Here is a 17,066-nt window from a genome sequence, read left to right on the forward strand (position 1 = left end):
GATACTGTATGTATCCATGGCGCGCACGTAAGTTTACGAGCTGCAGGATTCGCACTCTTCCACGGTCAAAGCTTGACTGCGCACGTAATAGGTGGACTTCAGGCCTGCTTTCCAAGCGTGCAGATGCAGCGCGAGGAAGTCGATCGCCCGAATGTCCGGGCGCACATACAGGTTGAAGCTTTGTCCTTGGTCAATGTGGCGCTGGCGGGCGGCGGCCATATCAATCGACCAGTGCTGATCGAGACGGAATGCTGTCTTATAGTACCAAATCGTCTTCTCCGACAGGTCCGGAGCCGGATTCGCAATTTTATAGGTCGTCTTCTCTTCATAGCTTAACAGCTCATATACCGGATCAATGCTCGCCGTAGATCCTGCGATGATAGATGTCGAACCGTTCGGTGCGACGGCCATCAGCCAAGCGTTACGCATGCCGTTCGCTTTGACCTGCTCGGCCAACTCGCGCCATTGTTCGGTCGTCACTTGGGGACCTGGGCGGGTGCCGGTCGTATATTCACGGTCAGTGAAGTAACGGCCGTTCTCCCATTCCGATCCGGCAAAGAGCGGATAAGCGCCTTTCTCTTGAGCGAGCCGCATGCTTGCCTGGATAGCCAAATAACTGATGCGCTCATATAAATGGTCGTTGTATTTGACGGCCTCTTCGCTTTCCCACGCGATGCCTTCCAACGCAAGCAGGTGATGGAGACCGAACGTGCCGAGTCCGATGGCGCGGTAGCGGCGGTTCGTGTGCTGAGCCTGCAGCACTTCAATATTGTTGATGTCAATTACGTTATCGAGCATGCGAACTTGAATCGGAACGAGCCGTTCGAGAACGTCAGCGCGAACGGCGCGCGCTAAGTGAATCGAGTTCAGGTTGCAGACGACGAAGTCGCCTGGAATTTTGCTGACGACGATGCGTGTCTGTCCATCCCTCGTGACAAGCTCTTCCTGCTCAACGACCGTCGGCGACATATTCTGCATAATTTCTGTGCACAGGTTCGAGCAGTAAATCGTGCCGTGCTCCTTGTTCGGGTTGGCGCGGTTCGCCGAATCCTTGTAGAACATGTACGGTGTGCCCGTCTCCAGCTGGGATTTCAAGACGCGCTTCATAATGTCGATGGCCGGCAGCGTAATGCGGGACAGATTCGGGTTTGCCACTGCCTCCGCATATTTCTCGCGGAAGGAGCCTTGGCCGCGCGTTTCGTCGTAGAAGTCCTCCAAGCCAAGCGGACGGCCGTTCTCATCCTTCCAGCCCAGCGTCTTCTTCACTTCATGCGGGCAGAACAGATGCCAATCCTCACGCTGCTCCACCGCTTCCATGAACAGGTCGGGGAGGCTGATGCCGTGGAAAATGTCGTGTGCTCGCATGCGCTCGTCGCCGTTGTTCAGCTTCAAATCAAGGAAGGACAGGATATCTTTGTGGAACACGTCCAAGTAGACCGCAATTGCGCCTTTGCGCGTGCCAAGCTGGTCTACGCTGACGGCAGTATTGTTCAACTGGCGGATCCATGGAATGACGCCGGAGCTCGTATTTTTATGGCTGCGAATATCGGACCCGCGCGCCCGGACTTTGCCGAGATAGACGCCGATGCCGCCGCCCATCTTGCTTAAGCGGGCTACATCCGTATTGGAATCGAAGATGCCCTCGAGCGAGTCGTTCACCGTATCGATGAAGCAACTCGATAATTGCCCGGCAACCTTTTTGCCTGCGTTCGCCATCGTCGGTGTCGCCGCAGTCATGTATAGGCTGCTCATCGCCCAATACGCTTCCTTCGCCAATTCCATGCGGCGTTCCGCTGGCTCCTGATGCATCAGGTACATGGCGATAATCATATAGCGCTCCTGCGGAAGCTCCATCGTGCGGCCTTCGAAATCCGTTGCCAAGTAGCGCTCTGCCAAGGTCAAGAGGCCAATATAATCAAACAACTCGTCGCAGGCAGGCGTGATGGCCTGACCGAGCTCGCGTATTTGTTCCGCCGTGTAGGCTTCGAGCAGTTCCTGCCGGTAAATGCCGCCGTCCGCCAATTGCTTGACGAGCTTGTAGAAATCTCCGTAAGGATTGTCTGGATAGCCCTTGTAATTGCGGTGTAACGCGGCTTCTTTATATAGCTTCGTCATCAATGAACGCGCCGCAACGAACTTCCATTCGGGTTCTTCTTTTGTGACCATTTCGAGAGCCGTCATGATGCATGCCTGCGTAATCTCGGCAGCTTGAACCGTGCTGTAGCGCAGCTTGGAGAGCACGCCGCGATGCCAGCGTTCGCGGTTCAAATGGGAATAGGGGACCATGATCCGCTCGCCGTAGCGCATAATTCGCTCCGAATCGAAAGCAAGCGAGCGATTGTTGGGTTTCAAAACGGTCTGAACCGTATGGGCTGGGGTCGTATACATCCGTGTTCTTCCTCCTCGAACATCAGTTTTACAATAATGCAAGATTCGACGCCTAATGACTCTTGAGACGCTTCGCACTTCCGGGTCCATGAAAAAACCGTTCCTTTACCGGAATAGGATCGGGAACGGCAGCATGCCGTATGTATCGTAAAGCTTGGGCCAACACCACTAGCGTTGGCATGACGAGCGAGAATGTCACGAAGAGGTCGTCATGATAATCAAGGCATGTCAAGCCAAGCGAACGCGCGTGCGCAATCGTCATCCTATGCCAACCCGCATAAGAATGCAGGGGGACGGCATAACTCGCACGGCCTGATCATAGTCTCTATCCGCGAGGGGGTTTCGAACAGAATTTCTGTCAATACTCAATATGTTGTTGTGCATATGTAAATATACTACAACATATAGGGTATGTAAATAGGCTTGAGGTGATAAATCTCACGGGGAATAGACCAGATTTTTAATAATTTCATCTTAAGAAAACACCAGTGCATAACAAGAACCGTCATGGTGCAGAGAAGGACATTTTTTTTAAATGAGATCATAATTGAACGCTATGAAAGGGCATGTACAGTTTATATTTTTTGAGGATAAGATTGCGAAAAAGCTCGGACCTTAACGGAGGGCTGGGGAGAATAGAAGCGGGCAACTGCAAGCAACTATACGAAGTCTGTGGCCGTGTTCCGCCTTAATGACGAAATGGCTATCGAAGGCCGGGCTGGTTCAGCCCATACAGGCTATGTAAGAGAGATGACTCTCTCTTTAAGTGCTTATAACCATTCTCCCCTTAACTCAGGTACGTTCCATGGTGAGTATAACCGACACCCATTTTTCATGTATGCGAGCGGTTAGACGACAGTTTAAACTCTGAATCAGACTGACACAAGAAGCGAAATGCTATATGTGCAAGAAGCGCATAAATTGTTTGTGACATTCCTTGTATGAGATAGGCACTCGCAAGATATTGGGACACGATGTCAGTTAACAATACAATTCCCAAGGTTTCACTAAACGATAAATGAACCACCGCATTCGGCGTGCATTTTTCCACTATAGAGCATGTAAGAATGCGTGTTGGGTAAGTGTTGCATAGACGATTTATCCTAGATGTAATCTAGGCAGCGGCACGATGACTGATGCGATAAGTGGTGGGAGCAGGCGGGGTGGCAGGGGAAAAAGACATGCACAAGTGCAGTAATTGCTCCCACATGGATATAGGACAGGAAGCCGCATTTTGACGAAAACAGAATTCATCCAAGTACTTCTGAAGATATGTAATCCCAATGCCGTGAAACGTCCTATTCATCCAGCAGCGTGCTCTGATGAAGGTATTGTAGAGGCGACCGCCGCGATGAACCCGAAATGGTTGCCGAATGATGGATACTGTGGAACAACTCCGTAAGACATGATGATCGATAAAGCGGTCACGCGCGGAACGCAGCAGCACTTTGTGAGCAACGTGATTCCGTTCAGCAAGCTTCATCTTCACACCCATAGCCTGCCCTTCTGGCGTGATGGATTCAGCAACGATGAGGGGATATTCCCGGGGATGAAGGTCTGCTATCGAGCGATACGACCGGCCATAAAATGCAATAAATCCATTGACATCATCTTCAAGCAATTGATCGGCTTCGCCATGGCTCAAGGCAGCTCGGATCTTGTGCAGCATAGACCAAGCGGTCTTGTACGTCACCTCAATAACCGCGCTCAGCTTGACGGCATTTACTCCGTTATCGGCATCGGTATGTGAGACAAGCCAAAACGCAGTAATCCATTTACGTAAGGAGGTTCGGCTGCCTTCCAAAACCGTTCCGGCCGTCAATGAGGTCTGATGGCTGCATACGCGGCACTGATACAGGGGAAGTCGGCGTGTCCGAATGACATAGGCATAAGGATGCCTACAACGCGGGCAAACAAAACCTTGCGGCCACTTCAATTGAAACAAGAAGGGTACGCATGAAGTTTCCGTAGGAAAAAATCGCTGCAGTTCCGCCAACGTTTTGACAGACTTCCACTCTTCCATAAAGACATCCTCCTTAAACAAAATAGGAACACGTGTTCTTTTTTTATTGTAACAAACAAATGTTTCCATTTCAAGTGGTTGTCGCTTTTTGTTATCTTTTTTAACTGTCCGATATGGAAACGAGGGGATTTGAAATTTGCTGATATTCTGAGTGCTGGGGAGAATAGTTATAAGACTTCTATGGTGATAGTATGCCTCTGGAGAGTTCGGTATAGAGAACTGCTGTGGCAATAGTATATCTCTTGAAAAATACACAGTATGGAGACTTGCTGCGGGTGGCAGTATGTCTCTGGAAAATTACTGTATTAGAGGAACAGTTCACATTCCCGATAGGATTATGCTGCAAGCAAGATGCTAATGGAGATGAATGGATAGTTGTTCATCTTAACGATTTGAGATATCGATAACTTTTTTTCTGGAAATGTGCCTCATTCTATTGAATATGCTTTCATATCCATCTAGTATTAAGGTGAATCAGCCATATTTTTTTCTCCAGCACATCACATTTATTCAGCCTTGAGGAGGATTTAGCGATGGATAGAAGCGGTGTACCCGAGCCCATAACGGCGTTCATGCCGAAGCATTATGTATGCCTGCGAGCTGCGGAGGCATTGGAATTGGACGGGCGGTTGGACAAGCCGTTCTGGGAGCAGGCCCCTTGGACCGATGATTTTGTTGATATTGAAGGAGATTTGAAACCGTTGCCGAACAAGCGGACCCGGGTGAAAATGCTCTGGGATGACGAATATTTGTATTTTGGCGCCGCCATGGAAGAGGATCAAATTTGGGCGACGTTGACGGAGCGGGATTCTGTCATTTTCTACGATAACGATTTTGAAATCTTCATCGATCCAGATGGAGATACCCATAACTATTATGAGTTCGAGATGAATGCCTTCAATACGATATGGGATCTGCTGCTGCCGAAGCCCTATCGTGACGGAGGACCGCCCATCAACTCTTGGGATATCAGAGGCATCAAAACGGCGGTGCATATTGATGGGGAGGTCAATAATCCCGATGCTGACAACCGGGGGTGGAGCGTCGAGGTTGCCATGCCTTGGAGCGTACTGAAAGAATGCGCGCCAGAAGGGCGGAAGCCTCATCACGGGGAGTATTGGCGCATCAATTTTTCGCGTGTCGAGTGGAAGACTGAGGTCAAGGACGGAAAGTATGTAAAAACAGTCAATCCGGAGACGAATACCCCGTACCCGGAAGATAACTGGGTGTGGAGCCCTCAAGGAATTATCAATATGCATTACCCTGAGCTGTGGGGCTTTGTCCAGTTTGCCAATGAGCCAATGGAGTTCGAAATGCCAAAGGACGAGCTTATTAAATGGGAGTTGAGGAAGCTCTACTACCGGGAGCGGCAGCATTATGCGGCACACGGATGCTATTGCAATGATTTTGCCGTGCTGAAGCATGATGATGCGTGGGGCATCGATCCGATTATCGAAACGACTGGCGGCCTGTTCCAAATTTCTGCGCGCTCGCATGATGGCCAGCGGTGGATTCGGATTCGGGACGACGGGAAAGTATGGAGCGAATAACGAGGCTTGCATTGTTCTGAAAAATTGCTGTATGCGGCATGGGCGAATGTTGTCGTTCGCGATTGACATTTTACGTATGAGGCTGGTGAATTCAGAAATGACATACACAACAGATGAAAAAATGTTACTCCGTATTGAAGAAAAATTTCAATATAAACGGAACTTGGCCAAGCACCGGGATCGGGAGTTGTTCGGTGTCTTTGACCAATCCTTGACCGCTGAAGAGCGTGTCCTGCTGAAGTTTTTGTATGCCTATATGCCGCTTCACGATCTGGCGGATTATGACGGCCATTTTTTTCTGGCGCACATTCGCCAGACCTTGCACACACGCGAACTGGTGCCTTGGGGAAGCCGAATTCCGGATTACATGTTCATGAATTTTGTATTGCCATATCGCGTAAACAACGAGAATGTAGACGGCAACCGGGAGGTCATATTCCGCGAGCTGTATGACCGTGTCAAAGATAAGTCCATGAAGGACGCTATATTGGAAGCGAACTATTGGTGTCATGAGAAGGCGACCTATGTCGGGACCGACCAGCGCACCGTCTCCCCGCTGACCTTAATCCGTACGACACTGGGCCGTTGCGGGGAACAATCGACACTTGCCGTCGCCGCGCTGCGCAGTCTGGGCATTCCGGCACGCCAATGCTATACGCCGCGTTGGGCTCATTGCGATTCGAACCACGCGTGGGTCGAAGCCTGGGCGGATGGAGAATGGTACTTCCTCGGAGCGTGCGAGCCGGAAGGACGTTTGAACGAGGGCTGGTTCAAGGCGCCTTCACGCAGAGCTATGCTCGTTAACACGCGCGTGTCCGCAGATTATAACGGGCCGGAAGAAACGTGTTCGGATCATTCTTGGTATACGGAAATCAATCTTCTAGGCAATTATGCCCCGCATAAGACGATCACAATTAAGGTCATTAATGAACAGGGGGAACCTGCACCTGCGGAAGTGCATTTTCAAATGTACAATTTCGCGGAGTTCTACTCTGTCTCGACATTGCCAACGGATGAAGCCGGGATAGCCAAGTTCACGACGGGATACGGAGATTTGCTTATTCATGTCCGCAATGAACAAGGCTGCGGTTGCCGCAAAATCTCGGTCGGTGAGGCGGATGTGTTCGAGGTTGCGATTGAATCGAAGCGGATGCATGCTGGATCGCTGGATTGGGATATGGTGCCGCCGCCTGAAATCCCGGATAATAGCGATGACATGATGACGGATGAAGAACGTCAAGGCAACGATCGCCGGGTTCAGCATGGGACGGCTGCACGCGCTGCGTTTGAAGCCGCGTTCTGGAATTCGGAACAAGCCGAATCGCTTGCCAGGGAACTGGACTTGCCAGCTGAACGGGTACGGAAAATCATGCTGACAGCTAGAGGCAACAGCTCTGAAATTGCTGTGTTTTTGCAGGAACAGACACCCCGCCATGGCGAATGGGCGCTCAAGCTCTTGGAGTCACTGCGCGAGAAGGACCTGCACGATACGATGATCCCGTCCTTGGTAGATCACTTGGAAGGCGCACTCCCATACCGCGAACGAGTGGAGGAGGAAACTCTATTTGTGCCATATGTGCTTTGCCCGCGAGTTCATTTCGAGATGATTGCGCCGTACCGTGCATTTTTCCAGCGGAAGATTTCCGATACGGACAAACTGAGATACGCGGATAACCCGCAAGCCTTGGCAGACCGGCTGGCACGAGAGATTACGATCGTGAGCGATCTGGACAGATATACGGGCATGGCTACACCAGAGGGCACCTTTGCACTGAAGAGCGCCGATCGGTTAAGCCGCGATATTTGCTTCGTCGCCATTGCGAGAAGCATAGGCATTCCGGCGCGTCTAGAGCCGCTTAATGCCCTGCCTCAGTATTGGCAAGCAGGTGAGTGGCATGATGCAAGCTTCCATACCGATCGGCCGGAAGCAGGCGCTGCCGCCGATTCAACGGCAGGCGGCTATGTCCAATTCAGCCGCAGCGGCGACGAGGGCGGACAAGAGGCAGCCTACTATCAGAACTTTACGATTGCGCGGCTCGAAAATGGCGTTTATCGGACGCTTACGTTCCCGTTCGGGGAAAAAGACGTGTACGATAAGCCGATTGAGGTTTTGAGCGGGGAGTACCGGATGACGACGGGCACGCGTCTGTCGGATGGGACAGTGTTGGTTCGCTTGACCTTTTTCACGGTGCCGGTCGGAGAAGTGGCCCTTGTGCCAATCGCGTTCCGCCGGGAAGAGGTTCACGTTCCGGTGATCGGAGCGGTTACCGCAGAACAGTGGAGAGTGATTACAGAGGCAGCGGCGCTTGATATTCCGCAGCAAGGACTCGTGCTGGCATGGCTCGATCCGGAGCGGGAGCCTTCGAAGCACCTCGCTCGCGAGCTGCGCGAGTTGAAGCCAGAGCTGGATGAATGGGGCGGTCGGATTGCTCTAATGGTTGAAGAGCAGCGAAACCGCGGTGAATTCAATATGGATGGATTGCCTGCCCGCATGTCTTATGATGTGGATGCGGAAGGTGCCTGCTTGCAAGTCATTCAGCCTTCCATAACGGAATGGAACGGCCAAGAGTATCCGCTCGTTCTCATTGTCGATCATCAATACCGGGTTCGTTACCAATCCCAGGGCTATAAGCTGGGCATTGGAGCGGATATCGTCAAGACCGTCAAGAACATGTAGGTCGCGGGAGGGCGTGGCCGGAATACCGGAATACCGGAATAACAAACGCAAGGCACGTTTATCGGGAATAAATGATAGACATCATCTATCATGCATACACAGAGGGCGGCCATAGGCCGCCCTTCGTCTTTGATAGCTTAATATAACGCGCAATGCATATTGTTCATCAATTTAATTGTAACGGCTAGTTTACCAGCTGCGTTGATATGATTTCGGCGCTGCAAGCTTGGCCCGCAGAACCTGTGCGGCATGTCGCGGCCAATACGGATTGCGAAGCAGCTCCCGTCCAAGGAAGACGAGATCCGCCCGATCGTTATGCACGATCTCTTCGGCCTGCGCAGGCTCGGTAATGAGACCGACGGCACCTGTGGCAATGCCCGCCGATTGGCGAATGGCGTGCGCATACGGAATCTGGTAGCCAGGGAACACGTCAATTGGATGCGGAACGACTGCCCCGGAGCTGCAATCAATTAAGTCAACCCCTTGATCCTTCATGCGTCGGGCATAGTCGATGTACGCTTCGAGGGCGTTGCCGCCTTCGGCATACTCGTTCGCGGAAATCCGCACGAATAGCGGCTTGTTCCATGCCACGCGCACCGTATCAATCGTTTCGCTCAGGAAGCGATAGCGGCCTTCTGCGTTGCCGCCATAACCGTCCAGCCGTTGATTCGTAAGCGGGGACAGGAATTGATTAATCAAATACCCGTGCGCACCATGAATTTCAATGACGTCGAATCCGGCTTCCTCGGCACGGCGCGCCGCGTCCGCAAATGCTTTGATCGTCCGCCGGATATTCTCCTGCGTCATTTCCTCCGGCAGCGCATAATCCTCGCTGAACGGAATGGCAGAGGGCGCAATCAAGCCGGGCACGGTCGCCTTGCGTCCGGCGTGAGCGAGCTGAATGCCGATTTTGCTGCCGTGGACATGAACCATGTCGGTCAACCGGCGCAGTCCGTCGATATGCTCGTCGCTCCATATGCCCAAATCCTGCGCGCTGATACGTCCCTCCGGAGTGACGGCCGTCGCTTCTACCATAATCAGCCCGACTTGACCGACTGCCCGGGACGTATAATGAACGAGATGCCAATCGTTCACCAGGCCGTCTTCGTTACAAGCGTACATGCACATCGGTGACATCACAATTCGATTCGGTATCGTCATACCGCGTAAAGTTAAAGGTTCAAATAAACGGGGCATGAAAAATCCCTCCATATATTCATGGTTGTGGTTCCAATCCCATTATACCCCTGCATGTATGATGAAACAAATGGAGCTTTTCCTTGACACTGCACACCTGCTGTTTACGCTTTGCGGCGCAGTTATTCGAAATGCTCCTGCACGATGTTCCGTACGGCACGGTCCAGCCAAGCAAGGCAGTCTGCCGTTACTTCTTCGCGATTCGTTTCATTCAGCAACTCATGGCGCGCGTCGGGGTACAGTGTGCATTCAACGTGCTTCAAATTCATGTGGCGATAGAGGTCCGCCAGATGGAGCACGCCTTTGCCGTACATGCCTACTGGATCGGCATCTCCCGCTATGAGGAAGATGGGCAGCTCCTTCGGTATTTTCTCCATCGTTTCCGGCCGATGTATATGCCGCAGCAGCTTGAAGAAGTCCCGATAGAAGCCAACCGTGCTTAAGAAGCCGCAATGCGGATCGGCAACATACTTATCCACTTCGTCCTTGTCGCGGGTGAGCCAATCGTATGGAGTGCGGCTTGGATTAAATTTGCGGTTAAAGCTCCCGAAGGCCATTTTGTCAATAAATGAACTGCGGTGACGCGAACCGCGAGCGCTGGAGAGCAGCTTCGCCAGCCCGGCACCGGCCAATATTTCTGGACCGCGCGGCCCGTTGCTGCCGCATAAAATGACGCCGTTGATATGATGGGCATGCTCCGTTATGTATTGTTGCGCGAGAAAAGAGCCCATGCTATGGGCAAATAAGAAAATCGGCAGCTTTTCATGGTTTTTGCGAATAATCTCGGTCAGTTGGACCATGTTGCGCACCATCCAGTTGAAGCCGTCTTCGCCGATATAACCTAAATCTTCTTCGCAAGCCGCAGTCTTCCCATGACCTCGGTGATCGTTGGCGTATACGATATATCCGGCAGAGGTAAGCGCCGAGGCGAATTGTTGATAACGTCGAGCCGTTTCCGTCATCCCATGCGCAATCTGCACGACTCCTTTGGCTTCATGCGCATTCTCTGGCCTCCAGCAGTACACATAAACCTGGATACGCTGTGGATCGGTAAACGTGAACGTGTTCGTTAACATGAGAGATGCCTCCTGTTCTTGCTCCTATTATCTTCATTATAGTTAGGGACATATCGATAAAGCTATGGATAGTTTTGTGTCCATCTCAATGCAGGCCTGCTATTCGCCAGAGGCGCCTCTTGTGATATGATACGTCTATAATCTCTCTATGGACCAGCAAGACGAGCAATGAGGAGGCGCTCTGAACACATGTTTACACCGACAATGTATACCGGAAACCGGGAGAAAGACTATCCGCTCATCACACAGCAATTATCCGCATTGATACAAGGGGAACCGAATCTCATTGCGAACTTGGCAAACGCTTCGGCGTTGCTCTGGCAAGGCTTGAAGGATATAAATTGGGCAGGCTTCTATTTAATGGACGAGGCCAGAGGCGAGCTTGTGCTCGGGCCGTTTCAAGGAATGCCGGCGTGCGTGCGCATTCCGATCGGGCGCGGCGTTTGCGGTTCGGCGGCCAAGGAACGGCGCACGTTCATTGTTCCGGACGTGCATGCTTTTGCGGGGCATATTGCTTGCGATGCGGCTTCCCGTTCGGAAATCGTCGTCCCGATGGTGAAGGATGGCAAGCTGATCGGGGTGCTCGATATTGACAGCCCGATTACCGATCGCTTTAACGAGGCGGATCAAGCTGCGCTGGAGCAGATCGTCGCTGCCTTGATGTCGGAATCGGAGTGAACCGGGATGACGGTCCGGTTCAAATGAATGAAATTGATTTCGTGCTAAATTGTTCATCCTTTGTGTGATCGTGCGCACTCGACGCGACTTCCATATTTAGTATGTTGGAGTCAGAAATCCATTTTGACAGGGGGAATCGTGAATGTTCTGTCATCAATGCGAACAGACGCCAGCGGGCGGCTGCAAAGTCGTCGGGGTGTGCGGCAAGGACGAAACGATAGCAAGTCTTCAGGATACGATTGTGTTTGCTTTGAAAGGCATCGCGGCCTACGCAACGCATGCGCGGCAGCTTGGCTATATCGATGAGGAGGTTGACGGTATTACGCATGAAGCGCTCTACATGACGTTGACCAACTCCAATTTCAATGTGCAGGAGCATCTTGATATGGCGATGAAGGTAGGAGGCGCGGCCATACGCATCATGGATGTGCTGGATCGGGCTCACACCGGGCACTTCGGCATTCCCGAGCCGGTCACGGTCCCGCAGAACAAGATTGAGGGCAGGTCCATCGTCGTGACCGGACATAACTTGTATGCATTGGAAGAATTGCTGAAGCAGACGGAAGGCAAAGGCCTCCACATTTACACTCATTCCGAAATGCTTCCGGCACACGGCTACCCAGCGCTGAAAAAATACCCGCATTTGAAGGGCAACATCGGTAAAGCGTGGTACGATCAACGCCGTCTGTTTGAGCAATACCCCGGCGCAATTTTGGCTACCACGAACTGTGTCATGCCGATAAAAGGCACGTATGCCGATCGGTTCTTCTCCTATGAGGTGGCCGGGCTCGAGGGAGTGGCCAAAATCGTAAATGACGACTTCACGCCGCTTATCGAGCGGGCGCTTGCGTTGCCAGCGGCAGACGTGGACAGCGGACAAACATTGACAACGGGATACCACCATGAGACGGTGCTCGGGCTAGCGCCAGAAATCATCCAAGCGGTCAAGGATGGAAAAATCAAACGTTTCTTCGTCATCGCGGGCTGCGATGCGCCGGGCAAGGGCGGCGAATATTATCGCGAGCTTGCGACATCGTTGCCGAACGATACCGTTATCCTCACGACGTCCTGCGGCAAATTCCGCTTCAACGATGTTGAATACGGGACGGTTGCGGATACGGGGATTCCGCGGTACATCGACCTGGGACAGTGCAACAATTCCGGTTCCACGGTCAAGATAGCTCAAGCGCTCGCAGATGCTTTCGGCTGCAGCGTAAATGAGCTGCCGGTCTCGATCGTGCTTTCGTGGTTCGAGCAGAAGGCGGTTGCCATCTTACTGGGCCTGTTCAGCTTGGGCATCCGCGATATTCGCATCGGACCGAAGCCGCCGGAATTTATTTCTGAGGGCGTAATGAATGTGCTGACCGATCTGTTCGGCCTGAAGCTTATTGGCGACGCGCAGGAAGATATGAAGGCTATGCTCCGTCTTGTCTAGATTTTTAATGGACTAGATTATTGACCTAGTTAAACATCGTAAATAAAATAGAATGAATGATTGTGGCAACAATGAACGCGAAAAGTGGAATAGGAGCAGCAGATACGCACTTTCATTATGTAATATATAGAAAATATGAAGAGGGTATTGCAACTTTTCGCCAAATTATATATAATAGTTTTCGTTGTTAAACTGCTGGTGTAGCTCAGGGGTAGAGCAACGCACTCGTAATGCGTAGGTCGGGGGTTCAATTCCCTTCACCAGCACCACTTACATGTCGATAACGGCGCGGCTTCCGGGATTCCGGGGGCCGCGCTTTTCCTGTCCAAAAATCCAAAAATCCAAAAACCCAGTCTTCTAACATTCTTCTATCCTTTATCTAAGTAAAGCATCCAATGTAACAAATCGAAAGGGAACGAATATATTCCATAAGGTTGCTCACGTGACATATACCTATGAATGTATTGTCAGGGACTACTCTAATCAGGGAGATGTAAGCGAATCCTCTAAATACCTTTGTTATTTATGCGCGTATATCTGCGCAGTATGCGGGAATGATTGTTTGAAACATTCTGATAAAGAATCACAAGAATGCGGAAAATGTGCCTCCGCTGCTCGGAAGAGGTAAAGGATTCGTGAAATCTGACTAATCTACTCGATAGTGGGCAGTAACCAAGTCAAACTGCGACTCAACACAATATAATGAGGATGTACCAAGGTACAAAAATGAGAAGGAGGTCTTCCCCATGGGTGTAGCTGCAGGAGGAGGTTACGGTTCTCTCTTTACTTCTACAGGTGTAATATTGGTTCTCTTCATTCTTCTAGTGATTGTTTCTCGCGGTTTCATTTAAGTTAATTATGCCATCGTAATGGTTTACATTGCTATCTCTTCGCCGGTGTTCATTTATAAATCCTGCTTACTTAGCAGGATTATTTTTTGTCCAAATTAGGACGCTCCCTACATCTGTGTAATAGTATGTACTACAAAATGTGCTGCCATTTACAACCTCCAAAGTGCTTGGGGATATGATGAATCACTGATTGAAACGACAAGAACGGAGTTCGAGATTCTGCTGCTGGTAAAAACTTATGTGGATAAAGGCCCCTTACAAAGGCAACATTAACATCGGAAGGCAACAATGCTACCAGAACTGCAGCTGCAAATACCGCCACCTAACCCAAAGATCTGATAACAAATCGGCTTACAAAATTGACAAGGAGATGTTAAAAATGGGTATTTTAAGCGGCAATCCCAAAGATGAACCCCTTCACTACGGTGAAACGTATGATGTATGGGCATTCTCGGTGAAAGCGAAAGGAAGCATTTCCGTTTATCAGGCTTACCATTATCACGCCGGGGACAAGGATCTAAAAAATATATTAGACGATTTGATTAATCAAGCGGAACTGGAAGCCAAAGAATGCGATCAGATTTTAATTAACAATGGCATAGCTGCTATTCCGAATTTCCCTAAAAGGCCGGAAGCTAAACTTGAAGAGATCCCCGTTGGCGCAAGACTTGCGGATCAAGAAATTACGCCTATGATTGCAGCTGACACTGCGGCCAGCATGGTAGCATGCAGCCAGATAATGGGGAAATCGATTCGAGAAGATATTGGAGCGCTATTTGGAAAATATCATTTGACGAAAGCGGCATTAGGTTTAAAAATTCTTCAGATGAGTAAAGAAAAGGGATGGTTGGTACCGCCCCCGTTGCATGTAAAAAGACCGGAGCTTGTTGAAAAATAACGAGTAAGATTATTTTAACCACTTACATGTCGAGGGTGTAGGGCTTTCGGAGGATTTGTTTGTATTCGGCTACCGCATCTATTTTCTGGAGCAGCGCAATCTCCCTTTGTCTCCATCATGATAACATATAAATAGAAAAGGAGCCGTGCGCGAACACGACTCCAATGCAATAGCCGCTTCAGAGTCGGAGACCGTTACCTTTGCCGGGGGCGGTTTATTTCTTTTTGTGACAAGCGCAATAATTTTCACGACAAGCCCCAGCAGCCCGGCTATCAGCGAACGGAAACCAATCATGAAAAGCAATGCGTCTTTAACCTCCACAGGCGTTCACCTCCCTTCCAGGAGACTCAGCCAAGGCCGCCAATAAAGCCCTTTTAATGCCTATCTGGCATTCGATCCGGTTCGATGTACAAGTTGCCATTAGCGCGTCCCATTGCCAGCCCATGGTCCCGCAATGGATTACCATCCATAATACCGACAACCTCAAAGGAACTGCCGAATCGCATGCGCGATATATTTTGGATGGCAGCGGCGGGCGGCAAGCATCATGGCACTATACCGTGGACGATATGGACATTTTCCAGCACTTGCGCGACAACGAACAAGGATGGCATGCTGGAGACGGCGGCGGTCCGGGGAACAAGGCGAGCATCGGCATTGAAGTATGCATGTTCATCGGAATGAAAACGGATGTTGCGTGGCGGAATGCAGCTTGGCTGGCTGCCGTTCTTGTTAACCGGCACAAGCTATTGGCTGATCGCGTAGTTCCGCATCAAAAATGGTCGGGTAAGCTGTGCCCCTCGCAGCTGCTTCCGTATTGGGGCATGTTCACCAATATGGTCAAGGAAGAGTTGCAAAAGCTTCGGAAGCACACCAATGAGGTGGTTATCGAAGTGAATGGGGCAAAGGCTGCGCAAGGCATTTTTGTAAACAACCTTGTGTTTGGGCCAATCCGGGACATCGGTGCGGCGTTAGGCGAGTCAATTGGATGGGACAATGGCAGTAAAACGGCGTCAGTTAACGGCCATAATGTAACCGGCGGGCAACTGATCGGCGGGAAGGCGTATGCGCCAATACGGGCGTTAGCTGAAGCTGCTGGCGCAACAGTCAGCTGGAATGAACAAGAGAAGAAAGTCGCATCCAACGGTAACACACTGATCACGCAACAGGATTTGCCTTCTCAATATCCCCTGATCATATTAACCCCGGAGAAGTCCGGGGCTTTTCACCGCATACACAAACGTAAGTAATCCAATTAATTTCCCGGTTTGATACGCCAAAAGGAAAGGGAATACTGCTCCCATATCCCTCCATTGATTATATAAAGAAAGGAAGCAGGAATAACTCTCTAATTCCAAAGAAGGGAATCCGGCGGTGAAAAAAGCGGCGTCGAGGAAAAAAACCAGGATGAAAACCGAATTGTCTATAGGTGGATTCTTGAGCGGGCAATCCGTCCAATCTTTCTATCATTTCATCAGTTGGAATGGCAAGGGTAACACAATTTTGATCGACATGAGCAATAAATCCATCGTGTGAGTGACCATCATTTGTTCGTATCCCTACATATTTATTCATGCAGGTCCAGCAGATGTGCTGATAATAATTTGTATCCATAGATAACCTCCTGGGCGTTTAATCTCATCAATAGTCTATGGATTATAACCCATATTGCTCACGGCAATAGCCTATATAACGGAAACTCATGCTTGGTCTGAGGGGGATCATGGAGCCGTGGCGATAAGATCATACGTGACATGGATCAAAATATGTACAGCTCATGGCAGGAATGACAGTGGGAAGGACGAACTCAGGCAGGCTTGGAGGGTGTCGTGGCCGTGGCTATGGGCGAATGGTCACTCTGGTGTGTACGGGCACAAGCGAGGCTAACTGAAGTACATCTTCGTTATACATTCGGACACATCCATGGGACACTTGCCTGCCAATTGAGGAAGGAGCATTCGTGCCATGAATGCCGTAATGCGGCTTCGACAAGCCTAGCCAGAACGCTCCGAATGGTCCGCCTGGGTTGGGCTGTTTATTGATGATAGTATATTCGCCGGTCGGAGTTTGGGTAAGCATCTTCCCGATCCCAACGGGGAACTCCCTGACTACGATGTTTCCATCCAAGAGATATAGCTTGCGGTCCGACAGGTCGACAATAATCCGGTATTGTGGCATAACGTCCACTCCTTTTCCATTAGAGTATGCCAATCGGATGGGTGTTGTTAAAATAGGGAGTAGCGAAAAGCGTGCAGAAGAAGTGTCGCAAGATACCTTATCTGCACGCTTTTTT

Annotated in this window: 15 protein-coding genes and 1 tRNA gene; 8 read left to right on the forward strand and 8 right to left on the reverse strand. The window is 50.5% G+C overall.

Going from position 1 to position 17,066, the window contains the following annotated elements; translation table 11 throughout:
* Positions 1-33: 33 nt before the first annotated feature.
* The 3 genes from JSQ80_RS12500 to JSQ80_RS12510 all read right to left on the reverse strand — a co-directional run bounded on the left by JSQ80_RS12500 (position 34) and on the right by JSQ80_RS12510 (position 4,411).
* Complete coding sequence (locus JSQ80_RS12500; RefSeq protein ID WP_206095502.1) at positions 34-2,388, reverse strand: ribonucleoside-diphosphate reductase subunit alpha; 2,355 nt, start codon at positions 2,386-2,388, stop codon at positions 34-36.
* 52 nt (positions 2,389-2,440) lie between these two features.
* Positions 2,441-2,650 carry a hypothetical protein gene (locus JSQ80_RS12505; RefSeq protein ID WP_206095503.1) on the reverse strand — a complete coding sequence of 70 codons (210 nt, stop codon included), beginning with the start codon at positions 2,648-2,650 and terminating at the stop codon, positions 2,441-2,443.
* Between the two features lie 852 nt (positions 2,651-3,502).
* The gene (locus JSQ80_RS12510) at positions 3,503-4,411 is read right to left on the reverse strand and encodes a transposase (protein ID WP_206097571.1); all 909 of its coding nucleotides are present in this window, start codon (positions 4,409-4,411) and stop codon (positions 3,503-3,505) included.
* Between the two features lie 533 nt (positions 4,412-4,944).
* Between JSQ80_RS12510 and JSQ80_RS12515 the strand changes: the two genes are divergently transcribed.
* Positions 4,945-5,961, forward strand: a complete 1,017-nt coding sequence (locus JSQ80_RS12515) for a carbohydrate-binding family 9-like protein (protein WP_206095504.1) — start codon at positions 4,945-4,947, stop codon at positions 5,959-5,961.
* Positions 5,962-6,058: 97 nt separating this feature from the next.
* Positions 6,059-8,638 (forward strand): transglutaminase-like domain-containing protein, encoded by a 2,580-nt coding sequence (locus tag JSQ80_RS12520; protein WP_206095505.1) that lies wholly within the window; start codon positions 6,059-6,061, stop codon positions 8,636-8,638.
* 189 nt (positions 8,639-8,827) lie between these two features.
* Here JSQ80_RS12520 and namA read toward each other — a convergent pair whose 3' ends face one another.
* Together namA and JSQ80_RS12530 are read right to left on the reverse strand one after the other, a co-directional pair.
* Positions 8,828-9,835, reverse strand: coding sequence for an NADPH dehydrogenase NamA (namA, locus tag JSQ80_RS12525; protein ID WP_206095506.1), 1,008 nt, complete (start codon positions 9,833-9,835; stop codon positions 8,828-8,830).
* Between the two features lie 122 nt (positions 9,836-9,957).
* Positions 9,958-10,911, reverse strand: a complete 954-nt coding sequence (locus tag JSQ80_RS12530) for an alpha/beta hydrolase (protein ID WP_206095507.1) — start codon at positions 10,909-10,911, stop codon at positions 9,958-9,960.
* A gap of 189 nt (positions 10,912-11,100) precedes the next feature.
* On the opposite strand from JSQ80_RS12530, the gene JSQ80_RS12535 reads away from it, so the two are divergent.
* The 5 genes from JSQ80_RS12535 to JSQ80_RS12550 all read left to right on the forward strand — a co-directional run bounded on the left by JSQ80_RS12535 (position 11,101) and on the right by JSQ80_RS12550 (position 14,773).
* The gene (locus JSQ80_RS12535; RefSeq protein WP_206095508.1) at positions 11,101-11,589 is read left to right on the forward strand and encodes a GAF domain-containing protein; all 489 of its coding nucleotides are present in this window, start codon (positions 11,101-11,103) and stop codon (positions 11,587-11,589) included.
* 142 nt (positions 11,590-11,731) lie between these two features.
* Positions 11,732-13,024 carry a hydroxylamine reductase gene (gene hcp / locus JSQ80_RS12540; protein ID WP_206095509.1) on the forward strand — a complete coding sequence of 431 codons (1,293 nt, stop codon included), beginning with the start codon at positions 11,732-11,734 and terminating at the stop codon, positions 13,022-13,024.
* A 194-nt stretch (positions 13,025-13,218) separates the two neighbouring features.
* A tRNA-Thr gene (locus JSQ80_RS12545) sits at positions 13,219-13,293 on the forward strand.
* 477 nt (positions 13,294-13,770) lie between these two features.
* Complete coding sequence (locus JSQ80_RS29045) at positions 13,771-13,875, forward strand: YjcZ family sporulation protein (RefSeq protein WP_240463641.1); 105 nt, start codon at positions 13,771-13,773, stop codon at positions 13,873-13,875.
* A 379-nt stretch (positions 13,876-14,254) separates the two neighbouring features.
* Positions 14,255-14,773: a DUF3231 family protein gene (locus JSQ80_RS12550; RefSeq protein ID WP_087431822.1), complete on the forward strand. Its 519-nt coding sequence runs from the start codon at positions 14,255-14,257 to the stop codon at positions 14,771-14,773.
* Positions 14,774-14,851: 78 nt separating this feature from the next.
* Here the strand turns inward: JSQ80_RS12550 and JSQ80_RS12555 are convergent, their stop codons facing one another.
* Positions 14,852-15,094, reverse strand: coding sequence for a putative holin-like toxin (locus JSQ80_RS12555; protein WP_206095510.1), 243 nt, complete (start codon positions 15,092-15,094; stop codon positions 14,852-14,854).
* 56 nt (positions 15,095-15,150) lie between these two features.
* Between JSQ80_RS12555 and JSQ80_RS12560 the strand changes: the two genes are divergently transcribed.
* Entirely contained in the window at positions 15,151-16,023 is an 873-nt protein-coding gene (locus tag JSQ80_RS12560; RefSeq protein WP_206095511.1) for an N-acetylmuramoyl-L-alanine amidase, read from the forward strand.
* Between the two features lie 67 nt (positions 16,024-16,090).
* Here JSQ80_RS12560 and JSQ80_RS12565 read toward each other — a convergent pair whose 3' ends face one another.
* Entirely contained in the window at positions 16,091-16,387 is a 297-nt protein-coding gene (locus JSQ80_RS12565) for a phosphatidylinositol kinase (RefSeq protein ID WP_087431820.1), read from the reverse strand.
* A 225-nt stretch (positions 16,388-16,612) separates the two neighbouring features.
* Positions 16,613-16,951, reverse strand: coding sequence for a L,D-transpeptidase (locus JSQ80_RS12570; protein ID WP_206095512.1), 339 nt, complete (start codon positions 16,949-16,951; stop codon positions 16,613-16,615).
* Between the last annotated feature and the right edge of the window lie 115 nt (positions 16,952-17,066).

This window comes from Paenibacillus apiarius, assembly GCF_017052585.1.
In the GTDB taxonomy this organism is placed as follows: Bacteria; Bacillota; Bacilli; order Paenibacillales; family Paenibacillaceae; genus Paenibacillus_B; species Paenibacillus_B apiarius.

Bases quoted from the DNA above. Each gene is read 5' to 3' on its own strand.
- JSQ80_RS12530 (WP_206095507.1), bottom strand. From the start codon at position 10,911: ATGTTAACGAACACGTTCACGTTTACCGATCCACAGCGTATCCAGGTT.
- JSQ80_RS12560 (WP_206095511.1), top strand. From the start codon at position 15,151: ATGCCTATCTGGCATTCGATCCGGTTCGATGTACAAGTTGCCATTAGC.
- JSQ80_RS12570 (WP_206095512.1), bottom strand. From the start codon at position 16,951: ATGCCACAATACCGGATTATTGTCGACCTGTCGGACCGCAAGCTATAT.
- JSQ80_RS12550 (WP_087431822.1), top strand. From the start codon at position 14,255: ATGGGTATTTTAAGCGGCAATCCCAAAGATGAACCCCTTCACTACGGT.
- JSQ80_RS12520 (WP_206095505.1), top strand. From the start codon at position 6,059: ATGACATACACAACAGATGAAAAAATGTTACTCCGTATTGAAGAAAAA.
- JSQ80_RS12565 (WP_087431820.1), bottom strand. From the start codon at position 16,387: ATGGATACAAATTATTATCAGCACATCTGCTGGACCTGCATGAATAAA.
- JSQ80_RS29045 (WP_240463641.1), top strand. From the start codon at position 13,771: ATGGGTGTAGCTGCAGGAGGAGGTTACGGTTCTCTCTTTACTTCTACA.
- JSQ80_RS12505 (WP_206095503.1), bottom strand. From the start codon at position 2,650: ATGACGATTGCGCACGCGCGTTCGCTTGGCTTGACATGCCTTGATTAT.
- JSQ80_RS12500 (WP_206095502.1), bottom strand. From the start codon at position 2,388: ATGTATACGACCCCAGCCCATACGGTTCAGACCGTTTTGAAACCCAAC.
- namA (WP_206095506.1), bottom strand. From the start codon at position 9,835: ATGCCCCGTTTATTTGAACCTTTAACTTTACGCGGTATGACGATACCG.
- hcp (WP_206095509.1), top strand. From the start codon at position 11,732: ATGTTCTGTCATCAATGCGAACAGACGCCAGCGGGCGGCTGCAAAGTC.
- JSQ80_RS12510 (WP_206097571.1), bottom strand. From the start codon at position 4,411: ATGGAAGAGTGGAAGTCTGTCAAAACGTTGGCGGAACTGCAGCGATTT.
- JSQ80_RS12535 (WP_206095508.1), top strand. From the start codon at position 11,101: ATGTTTACACCGACAATGTATACCGGAAACCGGGAGAAAGACTATCCG.
- JSQ80_RS12515 (WP_206095504.1), top strand. From the start codon at position 4,945: ATGGATAGAAGCGGTGTACCCGAGCCCATAACGGCGTTCATGCCGAAG.